The organism is Streptomyces sp. BBFR51, from assembly GCF_044591655.1.
In the GTDB taxonomy this organism is placed as follows: Bacteria; Actinomycetota; Actinomycetes; order Streptomycetales; family Streptomycetaceae; genus Streptomyces.
In genome coordinates, this window is record NZ_CP172448.1 from 628,917 (window position 1) to 643,250 (window position 14,334).

Consider the following 14,334-nt stretch of genomic DNA (forward strand, 5'->3'; position numbering starts at 1 on the left):
AGGGCGGTCAACCGGCGCGCCGGCGCAGACCGCCGGTCACCGCGACGGCGACCGCACCGGTCACGGCGGTGGCCAGGGCGAGCGGCCGCCGGTGGCGGGAGAGCCAGAACTGGAGGCTGCGCGGGTGGGCCTCGTCGTCGAAGACGCCGTGGGCGCCGTAGTCGTCGGGGGCGGTGTCGTCCGGCGGCTTCCAGAGGTTGACCGGCCGCGACGGGTCGACGGGTTGGTCCGTCTGCTGCCCGTCGTAGCCGGTGCGCGCCAGGTAGCGGTCCAGGAGTCCCGGGGCGAGTTTCTGGCCCAGCAGCGTGGCGACGGTGGAGCCGCCGACCCAGTACACGCGCCGCTCGGGGTGGTCCGCGGCGTACAGCACCGCCTCGGCGGCGACCTCGGGCTGGTAGACGGGGGCCACGGGGCGCGGATGGCGGGGCAGCCGGGAGAGGACCCAGCTGAACTGGGGTGTGTTGAGCCCGGGCATCTGGACCATGGTGACCCGCACCCCGCTGCGGTCGTGCAGCAGTTCGCAGCGCAGCGACTCGGTGAACCCCTGGATGGCGTGCTTGGCCCCGCAGTACACGGCCTGGAGCGGGACGCTGCGCTCGGCCAGGGCCGAGCCGACCTGGACGATGGTGCCGCGATCGCGCGGCGTCATGTGCCGCAGGGCGGCCTGGGTGCCGTGGACGAAGCCGAAGTAGGTCACCTCGGTGGCCCGTCTCAGCTCCTCGGGCCCGACCTCCGACACGGGCGCGAAGACGGTGGAGAACGCGGCGTTCACCCACACGTCGATCGGGCCGAGCTGTTCCTCGATCCGGGCGGCCGCCGCGTCCACGGCCGCCGCGTCGGCGACGTCCACGACCAGGGGCAGCGCGTGTCCGCCGGCCTCGCGGACCTCCTCTGCCGCCCGCTCCAGGGCGTATTCGCCCCGCGCGAGCAGGGCCACGGTGCTCCCGCGGGCGCCGAAGGCCCGGGCGGTGGCCCGGCCCACGCCGCCGCTCGCCCCGGTGATGACCACGACCTCGGTGGCGGCCTCCCCGCCGCGCCGCCCGCCTCGGCGGGCCCGTCCCGCGGTGCTCACTTCTTGCCCCGGCCGGGGAGGTGCTCGGCGTACTGGGTGAGCTTCTGGCGTACGCCCTTGGTGGCGATGCCGGTCAGCTCCGGGTCGTGCAGCGCCGCCTTGATGGCCTTCTTGCCCTGGTCCTTCATGATGTGCGGCGGGATCGGCGCGATCTCCGCGTCGACCTTGAACTCCAGGACAACGGGCCGGTCGGCGGCGAGCGCCTCGTCCCAGGCGGAGCCGACCTTCTTGGGGTCGTCGCAGACGATGCCCTTGAGGCCGAGGAGTTCGGCGTAGGCGGCGTAGGGCACGTCCGGGATCTCCTGGGAGCCCGGGTACTTGGGGTCGCCGGACATGGCGCGCTGTTCCCAGGTGACCTGGTTGAGGTCCTGGTTGTTGAACACGCAGAAGACGAGGGGGGCTGCCCCGGACAGGCGGTCCAGATAGCGCTTGACGGTGATCATCTCGTTCATGCCGTTCATCTGGAACGCGCCGTCCCCGATGAAGGCGATCACCGGCCGGTCCGGGAACGCGAACCGCGCCGCGATGGCGTACGGCGTCCCCGGGCCCATCGTGGCCAGGGTGCCGGACAGCGAGGCACGCATGCCCTCGCGCAGCAGGAGGTGGCGTGCCCACCAGTTGGTGCCCGAGCCGGAGTCGGCCGTCAGGACGACGTCGTCGGGCAGTCGCGGCGACAGTTCGGCGGCGACGGCCTGGGGGTTGATCGTCTTGTCGAAGTGCTCGCCCGCCCAGCGGTCGCACAGGTCGTGCCACTCCCGGACGTCCTTCTCGATCTTCTCCCGCCAGCCGCGGTCCTCCTTGCGCTGGAGCAGCGGGATGAGGGCGCGCAGGGTCTCCCGGGAGTCGCCGACGAGATGGGCGTCCATGGGGTAGCGGATGCCGATCATGCGGCCGTCGATGTCGATCTCGACGCCGCGGGCCTGGCCTTCCTCGGGCAGCCACTCCGAGTACGGGAAGCTGCTGCCGACCATGAGCAGGGTGTCGCAGCCCTGCATCATGTTGTCGCTGGCCTTGCTGCCCAGCAGGCCGATGGGTCCGGTGACGTAGGGCAGGTCGTCGGGCAGGACGTCGCGGCCGAGCAGGGCCTTGGCGACACCGGCGCCGAGCAGTTCGGCCACCTCGGTCACCTCGGCCTCGGCGTGCGCCGCGCCCTGGCCGACCAGCATGGCCACCTTCTCGCCCGCGTTGAGGACGTCGGCGGCCCTGCGCACCTCGTCCAGGTCCGGCAGGACCCGGGGCCGGCTCCAGCCCACGCTGGAGAAGACGGAGCCGTGCTCCCTGGGCGGGGAGGGCTGGGCCTCCTCCTCCTGGATGTCGTTGGGGATGATGATCGTGGCGACGCCCCGGGTGGTCAGCGCGGTCTTGAAGGCCCGGTCGATCACGTGCCGGGCCTGGCCCGGGTGCACGACCATCTGGCAGTACTCGGACACGTCCGCGAACAGCTGGTCGAGGGCGATCTCCTGCTGGTAGTGGGTGCCCAGCGACAGCCGCTTCTGCTGGCCCACCACCGCCACCACGGGCTGGTGGTCGAGTTTCGCGTCGTACAGTCCGTTGAGCAGGTGCACCGCGCCCGGCCCCGACGTGGCGATGCAACAGCCCACCTCACCGGTGAACTTGGCGTGCCCGCACGCCATGAACGCGGCCATCTCCTCGTGCCGCGCCTGGATGAACTCGGGGTCCCCGTCGGCCCGGTCGAACGCGCCGAGCAGACCGTTGATGCCGTCACCCGGATAGCCGTACACCCGCTGGACGCCCCACTCGGACAGGCGCTGGAGCACAAAGTCGGCGACTAGGTTCATGGAGGCTCTCCCGGGCGTGCGACGACGACGGTCGGCTTGTGGGGTTGCCTGCCCGGGCGCCGGTAAACCGGAAAGCGGCCCACCTTTGCACAACGCAAAGAAGGGCGCGGTCCGCCGCATCCGCGGGCTACGCCGGCGGCGGGGCAGTGCTCGCCCGGGTCACCAGCCGGGTCGGCACCAGCGTCGTGCCCCGCGCGGGGCCGACCTCGCGCATCTTGCGCAGCACGGCCCGCACGCACAGCCGGCCCACCTCGGCGAAGTCCTGGTGGACGGTGGTCAGCGGGGGCAGGAAGGAACCGGCCTCGGCGATGTCGTCGAAGCCGATGACGCTGACGTCCTCGGGAACGCGCCGGCCGCGTTCGTGCAGGGCGCGCAGCAGACCGAGGGCCATCTGGTCGTTGGCCGCGAAGACGGCGGTGCACTCCTCGCGGGCGGCGATGTCCAGGCCGGCCCGGTAGCCGGACTCCGCCGACCAGTCGCCCCGTACGAGGGGCGGCGGGGTGCGGCCGGCCTCGGTGAGGGTGTGCCGCCAGGCGTCGGTGCGGCGCTGGGCGGCGAAGGAGCCCTCGGGGCCGGCCAGGTGCCACACCGTGTCGTGCCCGAGGTCCAGCAGATGGCGCACGGCGGCGCGGCTGCCGCCGGCCTGGTCGGTGTCGACGACCGTGTAGTGGTCGCCGGCGTCGGAGTCGACCACGACGACCTGGACGTGGGGCGGCAGCTTGAGGGACGCCGCGTCCAGGAGGTGGACCTCCATGATGACGATCACCGCGTCGACGGCCAGCTCCTCCAGCCGCGAGAACGCGCCGCGCACCTCGTCCTGGGTGGGGACGGCGACCGGCAGCAGCGTCACGGCGTACCCCTCACTCGCCGCGGAGGTGGCGATGGCCTCCAGGGTGCGCACGTTGCCCGTGGTGGCCAGCGTGAAGGTGATGACGCCGATGGTGCGGAACTCGCCGCGCTTGAGCGCCCTGGCCGCGCTGTTGGGCCGGTAGCCCAGCTCCTTCATGGCCACCAGCACCTGTTGCCGGGTCTCCTCGGTCACGCCTGCGTAGCCGTTGGAGACGCGGGAGACGGTCTGCGAGGAGACCCCCGCCAGCCGGGCCACGTCCGCCATGGACGCCGTAGGCACCCGGCCACCGCGGCGGTGTCGCGTGTCCGCGTCCCGCGCGTCCGCGACTCCCTCAGCCGTGTCCACTGCCGTCCGCCACCTCTCTGCAACCGTCCGAGCCCCGGCTTCCGAAGGACCCTTGACCGTCGTCCTCGGGGCAGTGTAGACATGCCGCCATCAAATGTTTACGCAAACATAACAGCACTCGACGGGCTTGACCGTCTCTCGCGGCCCTTGGTGTTTACGCAAACATGACGAGGCTCCAGGAGCTCCAGGACGGAACGGGCGAGGAACGACATGACGACGCTGCAACCGCCGGCCGCCGCCGAACCCCGGCCGGCCCCACCCCCGGCGAGGCGGGAGAGCCGCTCGTGGACGGGGTGGGGCTTCCTCGGTCCCTTCGTGACCGTGTTCGCCCTGGTGTTCCTCGCGCCGATCGCGTACTCGGTCTACCTCAGCCTCTTCCGTGACCAGCTCATCGGCGGCACCACCTTCGTCGGCCTCGACAACTACAGCGAGGCGCTGAAGGACGACCGGTTCTGGGCCTCGCTCGGCCGGGTCTCGCTCTTCCTCGCCGTGCAGGTGCCGATCATGCTCGGCATCGCGCTCCTCGTGGCCCTGGCGCTGGACAGCGGACGCCTCTACGGCCGGGACTTCTTCCGCATCTCGATCTTCCTGCCGTACGCCGTGCCCGCCGTGGTGGCCACCCTGATGTGGGGCTTCATGTACGGCACCCGCTTCGGGCTGGTCGGCGACATCAACGGCGCGCTGGGCGTCTCGCTGCCCGACCCGCTCTCCCCCGACCTGGTGCTGGCCTCCATCGGCAACATCGTGACCTGGGAGTTCGTCGGCTACAACATGCTGATCTTCTACTCGGCGCTGCGCGTGATCCCGCACTCGCTGTACGAGGCGGCCCAGATCGACGGCGCGGGTCAGATCCGTGTGATCACCGCCATCAAGCTCCCGGCCATCCGCGGCGCCCTGGTGATCGCCACGATCTTCTCGATCATCGGCAGCTTCCAGCTCTTCAACGAGCCCAGCATCCTGCAGCCGCTGGCGCGCAACGCCATCACCACGGACTACACGCCGAACTACTACACGTACTCGCTGTCCTTCAACGGCCAGCAGCACAACTACTCCGCCACGGTCGCCATCGTCATGGGGCTGATCACCATGGTCATCGCCTACGTCGTGCAGCTGCGCGGCATGCGCAAGGGAGTGTGAGGCAGCGATGACCAGTCCTGTCGCCACCGTCTTCGACCGTTCCGCGCCCAAGCGGTCCGGCACCTCGGGCCCGGTGCCCCGGCTGCGTACGTCGCGGCGCCGGCACTCCCCCGACAAGCCACGGCGCAGCGTGCTGCTGACCGCGCTCAGCGCACTGGTGCTGCTGTACAGCCTGGTGCCGCTGGTCTGGCTGGTCGTCAGCGCCACCAAGACGCAGGAGGGGCTGTCCCGTTCCTTCGGCCTCTGGTTCGACGGCGACTTCGCCCTGTGGGACAACATCGGTCAGACCTTCACCTACAACGACGGCGTCTTCACCCGCTGGCTGCTCAACACGCTGCTGTACGTGGGGCTGGGGGCGGGCGGTGCCACCTTCCTCGCCGTGCTGGGCGGTTACGCGCTCGCCAAGTTCGAGTTCCCCGGCCGGCGTGCCGTGTTCGCCGTCGTCATCGGCGCGGTGGCCGTGCCGGGTACGGCACTCGCGGTGCCGACCTTCCTGATGTTCAGCAAGATGGGGCTCACCAACACCCCCTGGGCGGTGATCATCCCGTCTTTGATCTCGCCGTTCGGCCTGTATCTGATGTGGGTGTTCGCCACCGAGGCGATCCCGACCGAGCTGATGGAGGCCGCCCGCATCGACGGGGCGGGCGAGATACGCACCTTCTTCCGGGTCGCGCTGCCGCTGCTGGCACCCGGCATCGTCACCGTCCTGCTCTTCACCATGGTCGCGACCTGGAACAACTACTTCCTGCCGCTGATCATGATCAAGGACCCCGACTGGTATCCGCTGACCCTCGGGCTCAACAGCTGGAACCAGCAGGCCGCGACCGCGGGCGGCGAGGCCGTCTTCAACCTCGTCGTCACCGGGTCGCTCATCACCATTGTGCCGCTGATCGCCGCGTTCCTGCTGCTCCAGAAGTACTGGCAGTCCGGCCTCGCCGCCGGAAGCGTCAAGGAGTAGCCCCCGCCCACAGCCACCTGTCCCCGTCCCCGTCCCCATGCCCCCGACCCCTCCAACCCTCAACGGTGCCGGTTCCGGCCACGAAGAAGTGGAAGCACACCCATGCCCAAGCACTCGCGCCGCCTCCTGCGCGGCATAGGCCTCGTCTGCGCCCTCGCCCTGGGAGCGGCCGCCTGCGGCGACTCCGACGACGGCGGATCGAGCCCGAAGGCGGTCTCCGAGGCGGACATCCAGGCGGCCCTCAAGGAGGGCGGCACCGTCACGGTCTGGGCATGGGAGCCCACGCTCAAGCAGGTGGCCACCGACTTCGAGAAGGAACACCCCGGCGTCAAGGTCGACCTTGTCAACGCGGGCACCAACAAGGACCAGTACACGGCGCTGCAGAACGCCATCTCGGCCAAGAAGGGCGTCCCGGACGTCGCCCAGATCGAGTACTACGCGATGGGCCAGTACGCCCTGACCAAGCAGCTCACCGACCTCAAGCCCTTCGGCGCCGACAAGCTCTCCGCCCAGTTTTCCCCGGGTCCGTGGAACGGTGTGAAGGCCGGCTCGGACGGCGTCTACGCGCTGCCGATGGACTCCGGTCCGATGGCGCTGTTCTACAACAAGAAGGTCTTCGACAAGTACGACATCAAGGTGCCCACCACCTGGGCCGAGTACCTGGACGCCGCCCGCGACCTGCACAAGGCCGACCCCAAGGCGTACATCACCGCCGACAACGGCGACGCCGGGTTCGCCACCAGCATGCTCTGGCAGGCCGGTTCGCGCCCCTACACGGTCAACGGCACCAAGGTGAAGATCGACTTCTCGGACCAGGGCGCCAAGACGTTCACCGGCGCCTGGCAGCAGCTCATCGACGAGAAGCTGCTCGCCTCCGTCCCGGCCTGGACGGACGAGTGGTACAAGGGCCTGTCCGACGGCAGCATCGCGACGCTGGCCACCGGCGCGTGGATGCCCGCCAACCTCGACTCCGGCGCGAAGGCGGCCTCCGGCGACTGGCGCGTCGCCCCGCTGCCGCAGTGGACCGCGGGCGGCAAGGTCAGCGCGGAGAACGGCGGCAGCGCGCTCGCGCTGCCGGAGCTGGGCAAGAACGAGGCGCTGGCGTACGCCTTCGTCGAGTACGCGAACGCGGGCGACGGCGTGCAGACCCGCCTGAAGAACGGCGCCTTCCCGGCGACCACCGCGGATCTGCAGTCCACGAAGTTCCAGGACACCGCGTTCCCCTACTTCGGCGGCCAGAAGGCCAACAAGATCTTCGCCGAGTCGGCCGCGAACGTCCCCGACGACTGGTCGTACCTGCCCTACCAGGTGTACGCGAACTCGGTCTTCAACGACACCGTCGGCAAGGCCTACGTCTCCGGCACCACGCTGGCCGAGGGACTGAAGTCCTGGCAGGAGGCCTCGATCAAGTACGGCGAGGAGCAGGGCTTCACCGTCCAGAAGTAGCTCACGCACCACACTGAAGGGACCGCCATGATCTCCACCCTCCTGTCCCGCCTGCACCGCGGGCCGGACGGTGCGCCCGCCCCCCGTCTCGCCTTCGGAGCCGACTACAACCCCGAGCAGTGGCCCCGGGAGGTGTGGCAGGAGGACGCACGGCTGATGCGCGAGGCCGGCGTCAACATCGTCTCGCTCGGCATCTTCTCCTGGGCCCGCGTCCAGCCGGGCCCCGGCACCTGGGACTTCGCCTGGCTCGACGAGGTCATGGACCTGCTGTACGAGCACGGCGTCGGCGTCGACCTGGCCACCGCGACCGCCTCGCCGCCGCCCTGGCTGACCACCGCGCACCCGGAGATCCTCCCGGTCACCGACCGGGGCGAGACCCTGTGGCCGGGCGCGCGCCAGCACTGGCGTCCGACGTCGCCCGTCTTCCGCGAGCACGCCCTGCGCCTGGTCCGTGAGATGGCGACCCGCTACGCCGGCCACCCGGCCCTGGTCGCCTGGCACGTCAACAACGAACTGGGCTGCCACAACGTCTACGACTACTCGGACGACGCGGCCCGTGCCTTCCGCGACTGGCTGCGCGCGCGGTACGGCACCACGGACGCCCTCAACCACGCCTGGGGCACGGCGTTCTGGTCGCAGCGCTACAGCGACTGGGAGCAGATCCTGCCGCCGCGGCTGGCCGCCTCGCACCCGAACCCGACCCAGCAGCTGGACTTCAAGCGGTTCTCCTCGGACGCGCTCAAGGACTACCTGCGCGCGGAGCGGGACCTCCTGCGGGAGCTGACCCCCGACGTCCCGGTCACCACCAACTTCATGGTGATGCCGGGCACCACGGGCATGAACTACGCGGACTGGGCCGGCGAGGTGGACTTCGTCGCCAACGACCACTACGTCGTGCCGAGCCCCCAGGCCCGCGACGAGCTGTCGTTCTCGGCGAACCTCACCAGCGGCATCGCGGGCGGCCGGCCCTGGTTCCTGATGGAGCACTCCACCAGTGCCGTGAACTGGCAGCCCGTCAACCTGGCCAAGCGGCCGGGCGAGCTGGCCCGGGACTCGCTGACGCACGTGGCGCACGGCGCGGACGCGGTCTGCTTCTTCCAGTGGCGCCAGTCGGCGGCCGGCGCCGAGAAGTACCACTCGGCGATGGTCCCGCACGCCGGCGCGGACAGCGACCTGTTCCGTGCGGTCACCGCGCTCGGCGACACGCTGAAGGCGCTCGCGCCGGTCGCCGGGAGCGAGCGGGAGCCCGCCGAGGTCGGCATCCTCTTCGACTGGGAGTCGCGGTGGGCGAGCGAGCAGGACTCGCACCCCACCTCGCTGCTCGACTACCACCAGGAGGCGCTCGACTGGTACTCGGCGCTGCTCTCCCTCGGCATCCGCGCCGACGTCGTCACCACCGGCGCCGACCTGGGCCGCCACCGGGTACTGATCGCGCCCGTGCTGCACCTGGTCCCGGCCGAGCTGGCCAAGGACCTCACACGCTACGCCGAGCAGGGCGGCCACCTGGTCACCACGTACTTCTCGGGCATCGTGGACGAGAACGACCACGTGTGGCTCGGCGGTTACCCGGGCGCCCTGCGGGACCTGCTGGGCATCCGCGTCGAGGAGTTCGGCCCGCTGCCCGCCGGGCAGCATGTGGAGCTGGACGACGGGAGCACCGGCGGACTGTGGACCGACCACATCACCGTCACCGCGCCCGGGACCGAGGTCCTCGTCCACTACCGCACCGGTTCGCACGCCGGCCGCCCCGCGGTCACCCGGCGTGCCGCGGGCAGCGGTTCGGCCGCCTACGTCTCCACCCGGCTCGGCGCCGACGGGCTCGCCTCGCTGCTGCCGAGGCTGCTGGAACCGGCGGGCGTGCGGAGCGAACTGCCCGCGGCGGTACGCGGAGCGGTCGAGGCCACCGTGCGCCGGGGCCCCGGCGGCCGGTTCCTGTTCCTGGTCAACCGGACCGACGACAGCGTCAGCGTCCCCGGGCTCACCGGCGAGGCCCTGGTGGGCGGCACCGACCCCGACGGCGCCCTCACCCTCGCGCCCAGGGGCGTCGCCGTCCTGCGCACGCCCACGGACTGAGCCCGCACCGACGCCACACCCAGGCCTCCCCGGAGCGGCACGCACCCGCTCCGGGGACCACCCCCCTCCTGCCCGGACCGGCACGGACGGGGCAACCCACGCACGCGCCGGCTCGAGGAGGCCACATGACGACCGACCCCCGCGAGAGCGAGGTCCGCCGCAGGATGGCGGCACGGGAGCTGTACTCGGACGGTGCGCCGGGCCTGGAGGGCCTGGCGGAGGAGCGGTTGCGGGGGAAGGAGCTGGCGGACGCCTACAACCGGACCGGCGCGCGGGACGAGGAGGACCGCCGGGCGATCCTGAAGGAGATGCTGGCCGCCCTGGGCACGGGTGTGTGGATCGAGCCCCCGCTGCACGTGGCCTACGGCAACCGGGTGCACCTGGGCGACGACGTGTACGTCAACTTCGGCCTCACCCTCGTCGACGACGTCGAGGTCTTCGTCGGCGACCGGGTGATGTTCGCCCCGCACGTGACGATCAGCACCACCGGACACCCCGTCCACCCGGACCTGCGCAGGGACGGCACGCAGTTCTCCGCGCCGGTTCGCATCGAGGACGACGTGTGGATCGGTGCGGGCGCGCTGATCATGCCGGGGGTGACCGTCGGACGGGGCTCGGTGGTCGGCGCGGGCAGCGTGGTGACCGCGCACGTGCCGCCCATGACGGTGGTCGCCGGGACCCCGGCGCGGGTGCTGCGCGAGATCACCGACGCCGACCGCGAGTGGGCCTACCGTCCGCCGCGCACCCTGGGCACGGGTTCCGGGTGATCCGGGGGGTGGTTCCGCGGTGATCGGCAACTTCCGCCGCCCACCGGGCACATGGCACGCCCGCAGGGCAGTACGATGATCGAAAACTGCGGCGGAGCGTCACCTCCCGGACCACGGAGCCTGCCATGACGACGGACCATTCCCAGCCTCCCCACATCGACACGGGACGGGCCCATCCCGCGCGCGTGTACGACTGGCTGCTGGGCGGCAAGGACAACTACCCCGTCGACGAGGCGGTGGGCGAGACCCTGCCGCCCGAGGCACGGGACGCGGCGCGGCAGAACCGCGCGTTCATGAACCGCGCGGTGGCCCACCTCGCCGCGCGCGGCATCGACCAGTTCCTGGACATCGGCACGGGCATCCCGACCGAGCCCAACCTGCACCAGATCGTCCAGCGGACGGTGCCGACGGCCAGGGTCGTCTACGCCGACAACGACCCCATCGTGCTGCGGCACGCGGAGGCCCTGCTGGTCAGCAGCCCCGAGGGGGCCACGGACTACATCCAGGCCGACGTCCGCGAGCCGGACGAGATCGTGCGGCACGCCCGCGAGATCCTGGACTTCGACCGGCCGATCGCCCTGTCGCTGATCGCCCTGATGCACTTCGTCCCGGACGACCAGGACGCCCACGGCATCGTCCGCGGACTGGTCGAGACCCTCCCCTCGGGCAGCCACCTGGTCCTCTCGCACGCGGCGATCGACCTCTTCCCCGAACTGGCGGAACAGGTGATCGCCCAGTACGCCAAGGGTGGCATCCGCCTCGGCTTCCGCACCCGGGCGGAGGTGGCGCGCTTCTTCGACGGACTGGGCCTGGTGGCGCCCGGCCTGGTCACGGCCACCGAGTGGTACGGCGAGGACCAGGAGCCGCCCTCGTCGGAGGAGAGCGGTATCTACGCGGGCGTGGCGCGCGTTCCCTGACGGGGGCGTGGATCGGTGGCTCAGCGGCGGCGCCCGCGTGTCGCCCAGCCGCTGCCTATTCCGGCGACGTGCAGGGCGAGCAGGGCGAGTCCGACGAGCATCACGTTGGTGGAGGTGAAGACGTCGTTGGTCGAGACCTCCGCCGCGTTGATCAGCCAGGCGATGAGGAACAGAACCGCCGCGATGATGGCGAGCACGGTGTACATCCCTTCGGATCGGCGGCACCGGGGCGGTGCCGTGTCACGCGTATGCCCCCGACGGGGTGCGTGACACGGCGGAAGGCTCCGTGCGCCGGCCGCCGCCCGCGCACGCCGTGGCGATGCGTCCGGTATGGGCCTTTCGTGAGCAGAGCACCGGGTATTGGGTAAGGCGAACCTAAGATCAGATAATGTTTCGTGTGCAACGACCGTCGGAAGCACGCCCTTCCGAAAGCACACTTGGGGAGCCGGCCTTGCCACACACGATCGACACGATCGACACGACCGGAGACCGGCCGGACGCGGTCGCCGAGGACGGCTGGGTCGAACTGGACTCGCCCGCCGAACTGCGTGAACTGCTGGGCGAGCCCTGGCCCCTCGTCATCGACAAGGTCCACGACCGGCTCACGGACGGCGACCTGGACATCCTGGCCCGCTCCCCCTTCTGCCTCCTGGCCACCTCCGACGCGGGCGGCGGCTGCGACGTGTCGCCCCGCGGCGACACCCCCGGATTCACCCATGTCCTCGACTCGCGCACCCTCGCCCTGCCGGAGCGGCCCGGGAACCGGCGCGGGGACAGCTTCCACAACATCCTCGACAATCCGCACGCCGGGCTGCTCTACCTGATCCCCGGCGGCAAGGAAGTGCTCCGGGTCAACGGCCGGGCGCGCATCCTCACCGACGCGCCGTTCTTCGACGCGATGGCGCGGGACGGAAGGCGTCCGGACCTCGCACTGGTCCTGGAGATCGACGAGATCTACCTCCACTGCCCGCAGTCCCTGAACCGGGCGGGACTGTGGAAACCCCAGTCGCGGCAGGCGAGTTGAGCCACTCCGCCGACCGCGGGAACCAGGGTCGCGCCGGTCGTCGCCCATCCTGTGTGAGCCCCGTCTCTACCAGCACTTTTTAGGTTAGGCTAACCTTCGCCACGTGAGATTTGGTGAAGACGCAGCCGGTACCCCGCGCCTGCGCGGTCATGAGCTGTCGGCAACGGGCGTGACCGTCGCATACGACGGCACCGACGTCGTGCACGACGCGGCGGTCGGGCTCAGGCCCGGCGAAGTGACCGTCCTGGTGGGTCCGAACGGCAGTGGGAAGTCGACGCTGCTGCGGGCCGTGGCCCGGCTGCAACGGGCCCGCAGTGCCACGCTGAGCATCGACGGCAGCACCGACGCCCTGGCGCTGACGTCCCGTGAGTTCTCGCGGTACGTCGCCCTGCTGACGCAGGGTCGCCCGACGCCCGGCGGGCTGACCGTGCGGGACGTCGTCGAGTTCGGCCGCTATCCGTACCGGGGCCGCTGGGGGCGGCCCGATCCGGACGGCCCGGCCGCCGTCGACCGGGCGCTCGCGCTGACCGGCGTCGACGGCTTCGCCGACCGCGGCGCGGACCACCTGTCCGGCGGGCAGTTGCAGCGGGTCTGGCTCGCGAGCTGTCTCGCCCAGGAGACCGGCGTACTGCTCCTGGACGAACCGACGACGTACCTCGACCTGCGCTACCAGATCGAACTCCTGGACCTCATCCGCGACCTGGCGGACATCCACGGCATCGCCGTCGGTGTCGTCCTGCACGACCTCGACCAGGCGGCGGCCGTCGCCGACCGGATCACGCTCCTCGAAGCGGGCCGGATCGTCGCCGACGGGCCGCCCGAGGACGTGCTGACGCCGGAGCGCCTGACCGCCGTCTACGGCATCCGGATCGACGTCGACACCGACCCCCTGACCGGCCGGCTGCGCACCCGCCCGATCGGCCGCCACCACATACGAACCGAAAGGCTCGGCACCACCTCATGAGACGCCTCCTGCTCACCGCGGCCGCCACCACCGCCGCGGCGCTCACCCTCGCCGCCTGCGGCACCACCGAACCCGCCGCCGACAAGACGGAGAAGACGGCGTCCGAGCCGATCACGCTCAAGGACGGCAAGGGCACCGAGGTGAAGCTCGACGGGCCGGCCACCAAGGTCGTCGCCACCGAGTGGAACGTCGTCGAGAGCCTCGTCTCGCTGGGTGTCGACCCGGTCGGCGTCGCGGACGTCAAGGGCTACAAGACCTGGGACAGCGCCGTTCCCCTCAAGAACGAGCCGAAGGACATCGGCACCCGCGGCGAGCCGAGCATGGACACCATCGCCTCCCTCGCCCCCGACCTCATAGTCGCCACCACGGACCTCACCCCCGCAGCCGTGAAGCAGCTGCGCGAGGTCGCACCGGTGATCGAGGTGACCTCCGCCGACGGCACCGGCCAGATCGACCAGATGCTGGAGAACGTCGACCTCATCGCCAAGGCCACCGGCACCTCGGACCGGGCCAAGTCGCTGCGCGAGGACTTCGAGGCCAAGGTCGCCGAGGGCAAGAAGGCCCTGACCGACGCCGGGATGGCCGGCAAGGACATCGCATTCGCCGACGGCTACGTCGCCTCCAACCAGATCTCGATCCGCCCGTACACCGCCACCTCGCTCATCGGCGAGGTCAACGAGGCGGTCGGCCTGAAGAACGCCTGGACGGTGAAGGGCGACGAGGCCTACGGTCTCGGCTCCACCGACGTCGAGGGTCTGACCAAGCTGCCCGCGGACACGCAGTTCGCCTACATCGGCAACGACGACGACCCGAGCGCCACCCCCTTCACCGGTGAGCTGACCAAGAACCCGGTGTGGAAGTCCCTGCCGTTCGTGAAGTCCGGCGACGTGCACCGCCTCGACGACGGCATCTGGATGTTCGGCGGTCCCGGGTCGATGGAGGCGTACATCGACGCCGTCGTCGGCGCGCTGACGAAGTAGCG

General features: G+C 70.9%; 13 protein-coding genes. 9 read left to right on the top strand and 4 right to left on the bottom strand.

Annotated elements, in window-relative coordinates; translation table 11 throughout:
• Nucleotides 1-7: 7 nt before the first annotated feature.
• The 3 genes from ACGH7X_RS02910 to ACGH7X_RS02920 all read right to left on the bottom strand — a co-directional run bounded on the left by ACGH7X_RS02910 (nucleotide 8) and on the right by ACGH7X_RS02920 (nucleotide 4,066).
• Nucleotides 8-1,072 carry an SDR family oxidoreductase gene (locus tag ACGH7X_RS02910; RefSeq protein WP_399881259.1) on the bottom strand — a complete coding sequence of 355 codons (1,065 nt, stop codon included), beginning with the start codon at nucleotides 1,070-1,072 and terminating at the stop codon, nucleotides 8-10.
• Nucleotides 1,069-2,871 carry a thiamine pyrophosphate-requiring protein gene (locus ACGH7X_RS02915; protein ID WP_399881261.1) on the bottom strand — a complete coding sequence of 601 codons (1,803 nt, stop codon included), beginning with the start codon at nucleotides 2,869-2,871 and terminating at the stop codon, nucleotides 1,069-1,071. Before ACGH7X_RS02915 ends, ACGH7X_RS02910 begins: the two co-directional genes overlap by 4 nt.
• A gap of 127 nt (nucleotides 2,872-2,998) precedes the next feature.
• On the bottom strand, nucleotides 2,999-4,066 hold the full coding sequence (locus ACGH7X_RS02920) for a LacI family DNA-binding transcriptional regulator (protein ID WP_399881263.1): 1,068 nt from the start codon (nucleotides 4,064-4,066) through the stop codon (nucleotides 2,999-3,001).
• Between the two features lie 210 nt (nucleotides 4,067-4,276).
• Here ACGH7X_RS02920 and ACGH7X_RS02925 point away from each other — a divergent pair, with 210 nt between their 5' ends.
• The 6 genes from ACGH7X_RS02925 (at nucleotide 4,277) to ACGH7X_RS02950 (ending at nucleotide 11,364) form a co-directional block, all read left to right on the top strand.
• On the top strand, nucleotides 4,277-5,203 hold the full coding sequence (locus ACGH7X_RS02925) for a carbohydrate ABC transporter permease (protein WP_399881265.1): 927 nt from the start codon (nucleotides 4,277-4,279) through the stop codon (nucleotides 5,201-5,203).
• Nucleotides 5,204-5,210: 7 nt separating this feature from the next.
• The gene (locus ACGH7X_RS02930; RefSeq protein ID WP_399881267.1) at nucleotides 5,211-6,161 is read left to right on the top strand and encodes a carbohydrate ABC transporter permease; all 951 of its coding nucleotides are present in this window, start codon (nucleotides 5,211-5,213) and stop codon (nucleotides 6,159-6,161) included.
• Nucleotides 6,162-6,263: 102 nt separating this feature from the next.
• A complete protein-coding gene (locus ACGH7X_RS02935; protein WP_399881269.1) occupies nucleotides 6,264-7,607 on the top strand; it encodes an ABC transporter substrate-binding protein in 1,344 nt (447 codons plus the stop codon).
• A 27-nt stretch (nucleotides 7,608-7,634) separates the two neighbouring features.
• Nucleotides 7,635-9,680: a beta-galactosidase gene (locus tag ACGH7X_RS02940; protein WP_399881271.1), complete on the top strand. Its 2,046-nt coding sequence runs from the start codon at nucleotides 7,635-7,637 to the stop codon at nucleotides 9,678-9,680.
• A 125-nt stretch (nucleotides 9,681-9,805) separates the two neighbouring features.
• Nucleotides 9,806-10,447: a sugar O-acetyltransferase gene (locus tag ACGH7X_RS02945; protein WP_399881273.1), complete on the top strand. Its 642-nt coding sequence runs from the start codon at nucleotides 9,806-9,808 to the stop codon at nucleotides 10,445-10,447.
• Between the two features lie 125 nt (nucleotides 10,448-10,572).
• Nucleotides 10,573-11,364, top strand: a complete 792-nt coding sequence (locus ACGH7X_RS02950; RefSeq protein WP_399881275.1) for an SAM-dependent methyltransferase — start codon at nucleotides 10,573-10,575, stop codon at nucleotides 11,362-11,364.
• Nucleotides 11,365-11,384: 20 nt separating this feature from the next.
• Here the strand turns inward: ACGH7X_RS02950 and ACGH7X_RS02955 are convergent, their stop codons facing one another.
• Nucleotides 11,385-11,570 carry a hypothetical protein gene (locus ACGH7X_RS02955; protein WP_399881277.1) on the bottom strand — a complete coding sequence of 62 codons (186 nt, stop codon included), beginning with the start codon at nucleotides 11,568-11,570 and terminating at the stop codon, nucleotides 11,385-11,387.
• A 245-nt stretch (nucleotides 11,571-11,815) separates the two neighbouring features.
• On the opposite strand from ACGH7X_RS02955, the gene ACGH7X_RS02960 reads away from it, so the two are divergent.
• The 3 genes from ACGH7X_RS02960 to cdtB all read left to right on the top strand — a co-directional run bounded on the left by ACGH7X_RS02960 (nucleotide 11,816) and on the right by cdtB (nucleotide 14,332).
• The gene (locus ACGH7X_RS02960; RefSeq protein WP_399881279.1) at nucleotides 11,816-12,388 is read left to right on the top strand and encodes an MSMEG_1061 family FMN-dependent PPOX-type flavoprotein; all 573 of its coding nucleotides are present in this window, start codon (nucleotides 11,816-11,818) and stop codon (nucleotides 12,386-12,388) included.
• A 103-nt stretch (nucleotides 12,389-12,491) separates the two neighbouring features.
• Nucleotides 12,492-13,352 carry an ABC transporter ATP-binding protein gene (locus tag ACGH7X_RS02965; RefSeq protein WP_399881281.1) on the top strand — a complete coding sequence of 287 codons (861 nt, stop codon included), beginning with the start codon at nucleotides 12,492-12,494 and terminating at the stop codon, nucleotides 13,350-13,352.
• On the top strand, nucleotides 13,349-14,332 hold the full coding sequence (gene cdtB, locus ACGH7X_RS02970; RefSeq protein WP_399881283.1) for a siderophore ABC transporter substrate-binding protein CdtB: 984 nt from the start codon (nucleotides 13,349-13,351) through the stop codon (nucleotides 14,330-14,332). The genes ACGH7X_RS02965 and cdtB overlap by 4 nt, the downstream gene beginning before the upstream one ends.
• Nucleotides 14,333-14,334 lie beyond the last annotated feature (2 nt).

What these genes read in the sequence shown, in the direction of transcription:
- ACGH7X_RS02915 (WP_399881261.1), bottom strand. Translation starts at nt 2,871, where the DNA reads ATGAACCTAGTCGCCGACTTTGTGCTCCAGCGCCTGTCCGAGTGGGGC.
- ACGH7X_RS02950 (WP_399881275.1), top strand. Translation starts at nt 10,573, where the DNA reads ATGACGACGGACCATTCCCAGCCTCCCCACATCGACACGGGACGGGCC.
- ACGH7X_RS02955 (WP_399881277.1), bottom strand. Translation starts at nt 11,570, where the DNA reads ATGTACACCGTGCTCGCCATCATCGCGGCGGTTCTGTTCCTCATCGCC.
- ACGH7X_RS02935 (WP_399881269.1), top strand. Translation starts at nt 6,264, where the DNA reads ATGCCCAAGCACTCGCGCCGCCTCCTGCGCGGCATAGGCCTCGTCTGC.
- ACGH7X_RS02930 (WP_399881267.1), top strand. Translation starts at nt 5,211, where the DNA reads ATGACCAGTCCTGTCGCCACCGTCTTCGACCGTTCCGCGCCCAAGCGG.
- ACGH7X_RS02940 (WP_399881271.1), top strand. Translation starts at nt 7,635, where the DNA reads ATGATCTCCACCCTCCTGTCCCGCCTGCACCGCGGGCCGGACGGTGCG.
- ACGH7X_RS02925 (WP_399881265.1), top strand. Translation starts at nt 4,277, where the DNA reads ATGACGACGCTGCAACCGCCGGCCGCCGCCGAACCCCGGCCGGCCCCA.
- cdtB (WP_399881283.1), top strand. Translation starts at nt 13,349, where the DNA reads ATGAGACGCCTCCTGCTCACCGCGGCCGCCACCACCGCCGCGGCGCTC.
- ACGH7X_RS02945 (WP_399881273.1), top strand. Translation starts at nt 9,806, where the DNA reads ATGACGACCGACCCCCGCGAGAGCGAGGTCCGCCGCAGGATGGCGGCA.